The organism is Parabacteroides sp. AF39-10AC, from assembly GCF_003635405.1.
GTDB classification, from domain to species: Bacteria; Bacteroidota; Bacteroidia; order Bacteroidales; family Tannerellaceae; genus Parabacteroides; species Parabacteroides distasonis.
Genome location: NZ_QTLP01000005.1, coordinates 66,175 through 78,376 on the forward strand (window position 1 = coordinate 66,175; position 12,202 = coordinate 78,376).

At 41.0% G+C, this 12,202-nt stretch carries 8 protein-coding genes; all 8 read right to left on the reverse strand.

The genetic code is table 11. From position 1 onward, the window contains the following. Positions 1-12: 12 nt before the first annotated feature. On the reverse strand, positions 13-3,324 hold the full coding sequence (locus DW033_RS06025) for a TonB-dependent receptor (protein WP_233554136.1): 3,312 nt from the start codon (positions 3,322-3,324) through the stop codon (positions 13-15). A gap of 297 nt (positions 3,325-3,621) precedes the next feature. Further along, positions 3,622-4,653, reverse strand: coding sequence for a FecR family protein (locus DW033_RS06030; protein ID WP_122382580.1), 1,032 nt, complete (start codon positions 4,651-4,653; stop codon positions 3,622-3,624). Positions 4,654-4,735: 82 nt separating this feature from the next. Further along, entirely contained in the window at positions 4,736-5,278 is a 543-nt protein-coding gene (locus DW033_RS06035; RefSeq protein ID WP_122382535.1) for an RNA polymerase sigma-70 factor, read from the reverse strand. A 374-nt stretch (positions 5,279-5,652) separates the two neighbouring features. Further along, positions 5,653-7,254: a xylulokinase gene (locus DW033_RS06040; RefSeq protein WP_122382536.1), complete on the reverse strand. Its 1,602-nt coding sequence runs from the start codon at positions 7,252-7,254 to the stop codon at positions 5,653-5,655. Between the two features lie 12 nt (positions 7,255-7,266). After that, positions 7,267-8,793, reverse strand: coding sequence for an L-arabinose isomerase (araA, locus tag DW033_RS06045; protein WP_005866983.1), 1,527 nt, complete (start codon positions 8,791-8,793; stop codon positions 7,267-7,269). A gap of 61 nt (positions 8,794-8,854) precedes the next feature. Beyond that, positions 8,855-9,541 carry an L-ribulose-5-phosphate 4-epimerase gene (araD, locus tag DW033_RS06050; protein WP_122382537.1) on the reverse strand — a complete coding sequence of 229 codons (687 nt, stop codon included), beginning with the start codon at positions 9,539-9,541 and terminating at the stop codon, positions 8,855-8,857. Between the two features lie 1,136 nt (positions 9,542-10,677). Next, positions 10,678-11,238 carry an RNA polymerase sigma-70 factor gene (locus DW033_RS06065; RefSeq protein ID WP_005866979.1) on the reverse strand — a complete coding sequence of 187 codons (561 nt, stop codon included), beginning with the start codon at positions 11,236-11,238 and terminating at the stop codon, positions 10,678-10,680. A 637-nt stretch (positions 11,239-11,875) separates the two neighbouring features. Continuing rightward, the gene (locus tag DW033_RS06070; RefSeq protein WP_122382538.1) at positions 11,876-12,070 is read right to left on the reverse strand and encodes a hypothetical protein; all 195 of its coding nucleotides are present in this window, start codon (positions 12,068-12,070) and stop codon (positions 11,876-11,878) included. Between the last annotated feature and the right edge of the window lie 132 nt (positions 12,071-12,202).

Genomic DNA, 12,202 nt, shown 5'->3' on the forward strand with positions numbered 1-12,202 from the left:
CATAATTAGTAGTTAGAAATTAAGAGATAATCCGAATAAAACCTTCTTAGATATCGGGAAGAATCCACGATCTATACCGATGCTATTATTATTGGAGCTAGATGCCTCCGGGTCCATACCCAGATAATTCGTAAATGTGAAAAAGTCATCCAAAGACGCATAGATACGTGTATGCCCGATATGCAACTTATTTGTCACGAGAACCGGTAATGAGTAACCTAATTGTATTTGCTTGATTTTCATAAAAGAGCCGTTAAATAACATCTGGTCACTATTCCAGTACTTAGCGTCTACGGTTGCGGACGGGCGTGAGGCGTTCGGATTCTCCGGAGTCCAACGATCGGTGTAGAACAAAGACAGCTTGTTTGTCGCCGGACGGTCCGTACGGATAATACCCATCAAGATATCGTTTCCTGCTTGTCCCTGTATGAACATCGTAAAGTCAAACCCCTTATATTCCATATTCAAGGTAGCTCCGTAGGTAATATCCGGAATAGCGCTACCGATATACGTAAAATCATTCGCATTCACCGTTCCATCGCCATTTACGTCCACAAAGTTCACGTTTCCTGTTGCCGGATCTATACCATCCGTCTTATATCCCCGGAAATACCAAACCGGAAGGCCTTTCTCGAACGCCGTGGCAGAAGACCATTTGTTTACGGAAGCACCATTTAGGCGACTGATTGTTGGGTCTAAGTAAGTCACCTCATTTTTCAAGGTAGATAAGTTCGCCGCGATACTATACTTAAAATCACCTATATGATCACGCCAAGTCAACTCAAAATCAAATCCCTTATTCACCACGTTTCCACCATTGATCGGGGAAGCGCTATTACCGGCTTCTAGTGGAGGCGTATTTGTCGTAATCAGATCTTTCGTAGTCTTATGATAGTAGTCCATCGTAAACCCTAGACGATCGGCCAAGAAGCGTAGATCGATACCAAAGTCTAACTGCTCACTGGTTTCCCATGTCAATTTATTATTACCCAATACGGAAGGAGAAGAAGCGGTCGCATATGTACCATCCGCCAAAGGATACAAGGTAGAAGCATTCATGCTTGACCAAGTCAGATAATTGGTTACAGAACCGGATGACACGACATTAGACGCATAACTGTATTTACCAAGGTTCGACAAACTACCATTTTGTCCCCAACTACCACGAATCTTAGCGTAAGAGAACCCATTCAGTTCCGGAAAGAAATCCTCGTTACTGATCACCCAACCCGCTGATAAAGCAGGGAACGTACCCCAACGATTATCCTTCGGAAGGATAGAAAGACCGGCAGCGTCCCGGCGAACCGTCGCTTGGAATAAATATTTATTCTCATAATCATAATTGATTCGGGCAAAATAGGAAAGCTTCGTATCAGTCAAGGTGGTTCCACCTACCTTTGAATTTGCCTGCGTAGAGATATAATCCAGATCGGCATACGAATCTTGGTCTTTGATCAATGGATAACCGGAAGCCGTAACCGTCTTATAATCCCTGCGGGAAACCGCGGTTCCTGCCATGAAGGTAAAGTTATGCTTATTGAAGCTCTTTACATAAGAAGCATAATTTTCCCATTGCCAATAGGTCATGGTAGCGTCCGACTCGCTAACAGAAGCAAACGCATTCATCATCTCGCCGCTATAATAGTATTCCGGCTTATAGTTGTGTACGTTTTTAGAGAAATAATTAATACCTAGCTTTGAGGTAAAAGTAAGTCCCTCTAACGGAGTGATATCCATATAAGCATTACCCATCAATGACGTAATCGTAGTAGCAGTTTGAGACTGCCCCTTCTGTACGAACGGATTAATCGTCTCTCCGTTTACATATTTAGAGATTCCGTAATAATTACCATTCTCCGATTGCATCACCGGCTTCCCGGCATCGATCAATTCCCGCACACGGGTAGGAACCTCGCCTACATATTCTACCGGTGTCAGCGGGTCTAGCAAAATAGCGTTAGAGATCACGCCACGAGACTCGTCATTCTCGTTGATCGAATGCTGTACGGATCGGTTGATCTGGACACTACTACCTACCTTCAACCATTTGTTCACCTTCTGGCTTCCGTTAAACATCCCGGAATATCTTTTATAGTTATCATCGTCACCTTTTACGATACCATCTTGATTCAAGAAAGATAATGACATTAAATAAGTAGACTTTTCATTTCCTCCCGAGATTGACAAATTATGCTTTTGCATCGGAGCCGCCTCAAAGGTCTCTTTCACCCAATCCGTATCGGTACCGTCCCATTGAATACCCGGAATAGCGCCGGATTCATCCATGTAAGATATGTATTGCTCCGCATTCATGACTTTCGGAGTCTTGCCCAAGCTCTGAATCGTATATTGGAAATCGTAAGTCACTTGAGTCTTACCAGCCGAACCATTTTTCGTGGTAATCAAAACGACGCCATTACCACCTTCCGCACCGTAGATAGCAGCAGATGCTCCATCTTTCAAAACCTCCATACTAGCGATATTACTAGGTTCCAAACCACTAATATCATCCGTACGCAAACCATCGACAATATATAAAGGGTCCGAGTTACCATTAGAGCTATAACCACGTATACGGATTTTCATACTGGAACCCGGAGCGCCGGAAGAAGACAATACCTGTACACCGGAAGTCTTTCCTTGCAAAGCTTGCTCCGGTCGTGTATTAGCGCTATTCATCATATCCTCGGCTTTTACGGATGAGATCGCTCCCGTCACCACGCTCTTTTTCTGGATACCGTAACCTACTACGACTACCTCATCCAACGCTTTCGTATCCTCCGCCAATTTTATCAGAAAGGAGCTTTGGCCTTTTACCACTATCTCCTTAGGAGAATAACCGATATAAGAGATTAACAATGTAGCGTTATCCGGAACCTCCAGTGAAAATTTACCATCCATATCTGTAATCGTTCCGTTCGTAGTGCCTTTCTCTACGACATTCGCTCCAATCACCGGAATCCCGGTACCATCCACGACAACGCCGCTTACCCGTCTTCCTTGCTGGACGATCATGACATCGGATGTCTTATTCAAGACAATCTGCCGGTCACTTATCACATAATTCACATCACTCTTTTTAAAGAGATTATCCAAGATAGTTGTTATTTCTTTCCCGTCTACAGAGATATCAACTTTTCGGTCTACATCTACCGATTTCTTATTATACAGAAAACGGTATTCTGTTTTCGATTCAATCTCAGTCAAGACATCTTCTACTGATACATTTTTTAGATCTAATGAAAGTGTAGTCATTTGCGAATAGCCGGTAGAAGCAATAACTTGCATTACACTACAGATCAGTAATAACAGGCATATTCTCATAATACAAAAGAATTTAGAGGTAATTAACCGCCGTTTAATTTCATCAAGTGAAACTGATTTCATAATTTTGCTGTGTTTAGTTAGAAAATAAGGTTATAAAAATTTTACGACTAAGCTTTATAAAAGGGGAGGTGTACGAGACCTTCCCTTTTTTAGCCTAATTTCGTGTCATGATATAGTTTTTCCACTCTTTTTTATTCCATAGGCAACATCTATTTAATAGTTAACAAATAAAATCCTTCTACATAGACAAGACGTCTCAACTCTAGAAGTCCACACCCAAGATGTGTATTTTTTTCACTTTTTTGTTTTGTACACCTCTATTTTTTGTTTTCGGTAGTGATTATCGGTACCCCGGTCCCTGTTTGAATATTTATATTGGATAGGAGCCGTCAACCGTAATAGGCGCAATATCTCATCCAACGATTCTTGTTGGAAGGTAGCCCGATAGGGCTGATGAGCTATAGCGGTATCTTTTAAAACAATATCTACATTAAAGGTCTGCCCGATTTTCTTGAATACATATTCTAAAGGATCATCCCGGAAAACCATGGCACCATCTTTCCACGCATACCATTTATAGGGATCGATCCGCTCGATCCGACAAGAAGAAGTATTCACGTTGTATCCCATCCGTTCGCCGGATACCAAGGAAAAGACTCGTTGTTTCCCCAGAGAGACATTTACTTTTCCAATCGCCATCGTCACGGCCACGATTGAATCGTTCCGATAAGCCTCCACATTGAAAGCGGTTCCCACAGCAGAGACCTCTACCCCATCAGTTTGAACAATGAATGGATGCTCCGGATCTGATTCCACCTCGAAATAAGCCTCTCCGGAAAGTTCTACTTGTCGCTTATCCCAGTCAAACACAGTCGGATATTTCAAAGAGCTTCCCGCATTCAGCCAGACCAAGGAACCATCTGGTAAATTCACCCGGGAATGGGTACCATAAGGAGCGAAGACCTCTTGATAAGTGACTTGGGCATATTCCGTACGTTGGTTGGAAATAAATAAATATGAAGAAAAAAGAACCAAGGGCAATAGAAGTATCGCCGCCGCATATTGCCAATAACGGACAAATCTCGACTCATACCATTTTACGGGATCAATCCGACTCATCATTTTTTCATTGGCACTAACTACATGAATCGTATCTGCCCCAAAAGCGGGATGGGCAACCTGCCATATATTTTTCAATCGCTGATAATACCGAAGATTGTCGGAACTTTCCTTTATCCAAGCCACCAATCGTTCCGTGTCTTCCTTATTTGTATTCCCGGAAAGATAGCCGGTTATTAACTCCTCTATTTGTTTTCTTGTGCTCATCATAACTTTATATTCTATAAAAAAGACGTTTAAGTCCTAAAGCCCCACATTCAAATAACATTCTTTAAGAGAACAGGGTAATCTATAAAACAAAGAAATCCTTTAGGTGATGACGTAATAGTTCCAGTGCCTTGCTAATCCGCACCTCGACAGTACGCTCGGATACCTGTAAACGTGTAGCGATCTCTTTATACTTTAATTGTTCAAAACGACTCATCCCGAAGGCCTCCCGGTAAACAGGAGGAAGTTTTTCCAACGCATCTTTTAAATGAGTGTATAAATCAGAATATAATATGTAGTTCTCGGTATCGACATCATCTAGTTCCGCATAGGATAAAACGGTGTCCTCATGTTCCCGTACAACGTAGCGATGTCGTATCTCATCTAGGCAACTATTTCGTACCGCAGTTAATAGATAGGATTTAAAAGAGGTTTCGATAAAAAGGTTCTCACGATCGTTCCAGAGCTTTAAAAACACGGATTGAGCAACATCCTCACAGATCGTTTTCTCGGGCAAATAACAGCCAGCGAACATTACAATATCCTTGTAATAGGCTGTAAATAAAAGCGAAAACACCTCCTTATTTCCCCGCCTAAGCTCAACAAGTAATAATTGTTCTTCCATATTTACGTACTCTTATCTCCTTTCTTCAATGCGTTTCTTGTCTAAGAACGACTAGTGAAAACAACAATCGTCTATTTCTTACATTTTATAGAATTAGAATATTTAATAATTTACTTTCTCACTTGCCAAAACACTTTTAGAGTAATCTCTTAATCGGTTAGCATCAATGTGGAAATTATCTTATCAAAAGTATTTCCATGAAAGATGTATCGCTTACAGCAACAAGATGTATCATTTTGTAGGGGATACTATCTATTTAGGTTTTTGTATGTATAATTGCCCTTGCTTAAGCTGGTCAAAATACAGAGTTTATAAATCTTTAAAGATATACACCCCTCTTCAATGACAGATTGAAAAGAGGCGCAAAACTCTAATTAACAACATTTAAATCGTACAGCCACTTCCGCTATGGGCAATCCGGCTTTGTAATTTTCGATGTATGTGTTAAAACCTTCTACCTCTTCCGCCGTGGGTGAAATTTCAACACCGGCATCACTGGCAAACACATACTCGTCCAAGAAATCAGCCAGAGATTGCTTCCCGTCATTGTTCACAAGAAAAGCACCCAGCAGGGCAATTCCCCAAGCACCCCCTTCACCGGCGGTTTCCATAACGGATATGGGTGAGTTTATAGCCGCAGCCAATATTCTTTGACCTACACCCTTGGTCTTGAACAGACCTCCATGTGCTGTAATTCTGTCGACTTTGATTTTCTCTTCTTTGAAAAGGATGTCATTACCTATCTTAAGAACCCCTACCGAAGCATACAGATGAGTCCGCATGAAATTCGCAAGGTTAAACTTGTCATTCGCCGAGCGTATAAATAGCGGTCTTCCATCCGAAAGCCCCGTTACAGGTTCACCCGAGATGTAATTATATGAAATAAGACCACCACAATCCACATTCCCCGTAAGCGCATGATTATAAAGCTTTCCAAATACCTCGTCCATGTCCACAGGTACACCCAGCAGCTCTTGATATTCCTTGAATAAATTGACCCATGCGTTAAGGTCGGAGGTACAATTATTGCAATGTACCATAGCCACAAGGCTTCCATCCGGTGTGGTAACCATGTCAATCATCTCGTATGGCTTTAACAACTCCTTCTCCAACACGATCATAGAGAATGAGGATGTACCGGCGGAAACGTTTCCCGTACGTCGCTTGACGGCATTGGTCGCCACCATACCTGTACCAGCGTCGCCTTCCGGAGGACAAACAGGTATGCCCGCTTTCAAATGGCCTGATACATCAAGCATTTTAGCTCCCTTCAATGTAAGATGACCGGCATTTTCACCAGCTAGCAAGACCTTAGGCAAGATATCCCGCAAATTCCAATCATATCCCTTTGTAGCGATTAATCGGTCGAACTGGGATATCATTTCGGCAGAATAGTTCTTGGTGGCCGGATCTATGGGAAGCATACCGGATGCGTCACCTACACCCAATACTTTTCGCCCCGTTATCTGCCAATGGATGAAACCGGCAAGGGTTGTCAGATAATCAATATCCTTAACGTGTTCCTCATTATCCAAGATCGCTTGATACAAATGAGAAATACTCCATCTCAAAGGAATATTATATACAAACAATTCCGATAAGGCCGCCGCAGCCTTGCCCGTATGGGTGTTTCTCCATGTGCGAAAAGGCACGAGTATCTCCTCTCTCTCATTGAATGCCATGTAACCATGCATCATGGCGCTAATACCGATTGCCGCCAGTGTCTCGATCTCAACGTCATACTTTTTTTTCACGTTTGAACGAAGATCCGCATAGCAATCCTGCAATCCATACCAAATAGCCTCCACGCTATATGTCCAAAGTCCGTCGACTAACTGGTTTTCCCAACTATGACTTCCTTGTGCGATCGGTTTGTTTTCCTCATCGATCAAGACAGCTTTTATTCTGGTCGAGCCAAATTCTATGCCAAGAATAGCTTTCCCCGCTTCAATGGTTGATTTCGCGTCTACTTTCATATTGATTGAAGTTTAACAAAGCGCTTTGTTCAACATATAATAAACCTCATTCATGCGAAGTTCCTTCTTGAAGTTGCTGATAGCCGTATCCTTGTTGATATGTACCATTTCGATACCTGCGATTTCAGCATAATCTTCCCAATATTCCGCAGTCAAGTCGTACGAGAAACATGAGTGGTGAGTACCACCTGCCAAAATCCAAGCACCCGCACCTATCTCGAAGCTTGGCATCGGAATCCAAAGGGCAGACGCAACCGGCAACTTAGGCAGCGGCTCCGGTTCGATACATTCCACATCGTTTACGATCAAACGGAAACGATTCCCCAGATCTACGACAGTAGCCGTACAACCCGTACCTACTTTTGAGGTGAAGACCAAACGTACCGTCTGGCTCTTACGGATACCTATACCCAAGAAATGTACTTCAAGACGTGGCTTGGATGCGGCGATAAGAGGACAAATCTCCAACATATGTGATTGAAGAATTGAACTTTGGCCACCTTTAAAGTTCAAGGTATAATCTTCCAAGAAAGAACAACCATTGGAAAGTCCTTGGTTCATTACCCATACCGTACGATAAAGGGCGGCGGACTTCCAATCACCTTCAGCGCCAAATCCATAACCTTCCGCCATCAGACGCTGAGAAGCCAATCCCGGGATTTGGTCGAAATAACTACCGTCTGTCTGTCCTAGGTCATCAAAGTTTGTAGTAAAACCTTTGGCTCCTTTCGCTTTGAGGATAGCACGGAGAGCTAATTCCGCTTTCGCCGCATTCCATACTTTCTCATAAGCTTCTGTAGATTTATCTTCCAATGAAGCGTCATGGTCGTATTCACTAAAATAGATTGCTACAAGAGCTTCCACATCGGCATCCTTGATATTTTTATGATATTCCATCAGTTCGCTCACCGGGCAGTAGTCCACATGGTAACCCATGCGTTGCTCCGCCTCAACCTTATCTCCATCCGTTACCGCTACATTATTCATCTGGTCGCCAAAACGGACAATCAGCATGTCTTGAGCATCCGCCCAAGCCGCACAGACACGCATCCAAACAGCAATCTTACGTTGAGCTTCCCCATCTTTCCAATGCCCTACCACTACTTTGCGGCGAATTCGCATTCGAGTACAAATATGCCCGAACTCACGATCGCCATGAGCAGACTGATTCAGGTTCATGAAGTCCATATCCATGGTGTCCCAAGGTATCTCCTTGTTGAATTGGGTATGAAAATGTAATAGAGGTTTTCTCAATTCCTGCAAGCCATGTATCCACATTTTCGCCGGAGAGAAAGTATGCATCCAAGTGATTACACCGATACATTTGTCCTCATTATTAGCGGCCTTGAAAGTGGCCGTTACCTCTTTGGCAGAATTTACCGTACCTTTATATACTATTTTTACGGGCAAGAGACCGGATTCGTTCAATCCATTTACCATCTCGTTAGAGTGTGCATCTACCGCTACAACCGCATCGCCGCCATACAGAAGCTGCGCCCCTGTAACGAACCATACCTCGAAATCATTGAAATTATTCATGGCTTATTGATTTAAAAAGTTAATAATGTCGTTATTTATCATCTATTTATAGTGTTCATACTTATTTTTGCCCGTAATAAGCATTCGGGCCGTGCTTTCGATAAAAATGTTTCGTAACCAAATGTGGATTCATACCCAGTTGAGGATTGATGCCATAAGATATATAAGCCATCTTGGCCACTTGCTCCATTACAACCGCATTATACACAGCCTCATCAGCATCTTTTCCCCAAGAAAATGGTCCGTGATTCTCTACGAGGACCCCGGGAACATATACAGGATTAATTTGCTGAAAACGTTCGACGATCACATTTCCTGTCTCTTTCTCATACTCACCTTCTATTTCCTGCTGAGTCATTTCGCGCGTGCAAGGAATGGCCTCGCTGAAATAGTCAGCGTGTGTCGTACCGATATTAGGAATATCACGTCCGGCTTGAGCCCACGAAGTGGCATAGGTGGAATGCGTGTGAACAACTCCCCCTATCTTGGGAAAAGCATTATACAAGACCAAATGAGTCGGAGTATCCGATGAAGGTTTCAACCTTCCCTCCACTATATTACCCCGCAAATCCAGCACGACCATATCATCAGCCTTCATAGTCTCATAAGAAACACCCGAAGGCTTAATGACTACTAATCCTTTTTTACGATCAATGGCACTTACATTTCCCCAAGTAAAAATAACCAGCCCATATTTGACCAAATCCAAATTCGCCTTGAAAACTTTCTCTTTTAATTCCTCAATCATTACTTTTTACATTATAGAGTAATTTACTATACACCTATTTATTAAAAGATTGAACTCATATAAGTGCAATATCAAAACTTATATATTTGAGCGTAAAAATAACACTTTATCCATTACCTAAAACAAAGACGAACATGTTTCGTAACATACTTCATCTTTCTATATGAGTCTTTTATCTACTTGGTATATTATAAATAAATGAACACTCCAATTCATCAGCTCACAATCTGTCGATCGCTTATCACATAATTCACTCCACTTCTTTCGAACAGATTATCTAGAATCGTTGTTATTTCCTTCTCATTTAGATGATATATCAGCTTTTTTGTTCAATTACCGATCTCTTATTATTAAAGAAAGCGGTATCCCGTTTTTGATTCGATCTCATTCAAGACTTCTTCTACTGATACATTTTTTAGATCTAATGAAAGTGTAGTCATTTGTGAATAGCCTATAGAAGCAAAAGCTCGCATTACACTACAGATCAGTAATAGCAGGCATATTCTTATAATACTAAAGATTTTAGTGGCAAATAGTCGCCGTTTAATTTCATCAAATGAAACTGATTTCATAATTTCGTTGTGTTTAGTTAGAAAATAAGGTTATAAAATTTTACGACTAAGCTTCATAAAAGGGAGGATGTACGAGATCTTCCCTTTTTTATCCTAAATTCGTGTCATGATATAATTTTCCTGCTCCTCCTTTATTCCATAGGCAATTTCTATTTACAGGTTAACAAACAAATAGTCTTTACATATATAAGACGGATCAACTTTAGAACCCCACATAAAATAAAACGTATTTTTTCGCTCCCTATCTAATTTTATAGACTTCTATCCTTTGTTTCTTATAATGATGATGCATCTACCTTCCGGTTGGAATATTCATAACGAATCGGAGCGGTCAAACGCTGAAGGCGTAAGATCTCATCCAAAGATTCTTGCCTAAAAGTGGTCCGATAAAGTTGATGAGCTATACATTAAATGTCTGCCCGATCTTTTTGAACACACATTCCAAAGGATCATCCCAGAAAACTAAACTCCCATCTTTCCATGCGTACCATTTATAAGGGTCAATGCGCATAATTTGCGCTAGAGAAGGTATTCAAGTTATAACCCACAGCCAAATAACATTCTTTAGGGAAATGTTGTGATCAATGCAGACAAAAAATCTCTCAGATAATGACGAAGTAGCCCCAAGGCCTTACCTACCCTTACCTCCACCGTACGTTCAGAAACATTTAGCTTTACCGCTATTTCCTTATACTTCAACTGTTCGAAACGACTCATCTCGAAAGCTTCCCGGCAAGCTATAGGCAATTTATCCAAGGCTTCTCGCAAATGATCGTATAAGTCTGAATATAATATATAATTCTCCGTATCAATATCATCTAGTTCCAGATGGGACAAAATAATGGATTCATGCTCCCGAACAACATACCGATGCCGTATCTCATCCAAACAACTGTTTCGTACGGAAGCCAGAAGATAGGATTTAAAAGAAGTCTCTATTATTAGGCTCTCACGATCATTCCAGACCTTTAAGAACACTGATTGTACGACATCCTCACTAATATTCCTCTCTCCTAAATAGCTACCAGCAAACATCACAAGATCTTTGTAATAAGCCATGAATAAATGGGAAAAAGCATTTTTATTCCCCCGTCTAAGCTCTACAAGCAGAAACTGTTCCTCCATATTATAGTTATCTTATCTCCTTATTTCAACCTTTTCTAATGACAAATAAAAAATAATCGTTCCTGTTTAATCGTTAAATGTAACTTATTTTTTTAAGAGAAAAAACATTTCAACCCTTTTTACCACGGCTTTTTACACATTTACAAATCCCAAGGCAACCGCACAAAATTTAATTTTTTAAAAAGTACAATAAGTTTACTATTTAAAGATTATTACATATACATCTGATAATCAACACATAACACTAACACATCTATAGAAAAGCCTATTTCTATCCATAGTATTTTGAATTACTATTAATACTAATCGTGCTTTCTATGGATAGTACAGCCCACTACTATGGAACCTGTTTTTAAGAAATACACAATAAACAGGACAGTTCTAGGCGGATTAGCGACGCATTTGGTGACAAAATACGAACATGGATACGTGTTAAGTAAAGACTTAAATTTTGGTGCGGTTGCCCTGTACAAACCCTAATGCTTAATAAAACTATCAATATTTTTTTAATAAAAAAGTTGCAGAGAAGACCTTGTTGGTTTCGGTATAAAAAGACTTTCCAAGTGATTAGTTATTCACTTCCCAAGCCGTTAGTTAGCGGCAAGGTATAGTCGCTAGTTATTCACTCGACAAGCCGTTAGTTATTCACTTCAGCAGCCGGAGCAGCAATAGTAGAGTTGTCGGAAGTAAGAACCGTCTCAGCGTCGATAGAGATGATCTTATGTCCGATAGACATTTCAGCGTAAGCGTCTTTCTGACCCTCTACCAAAGAGAAAATGTCACGAGTTGTATTACATTGTATAAAAACCATATTCATAATGTACGTGTACATATACAATATTAATCCCCACAAATTTTCCTATCGGTTAGCATATACTTGATCTCGTAGCCAGCGAAAGCATTCCTTATGATCATGCCAGAAGTACTTCCAAAAGTAAGGGGCAGTAAAACCCTAGCGGGGATA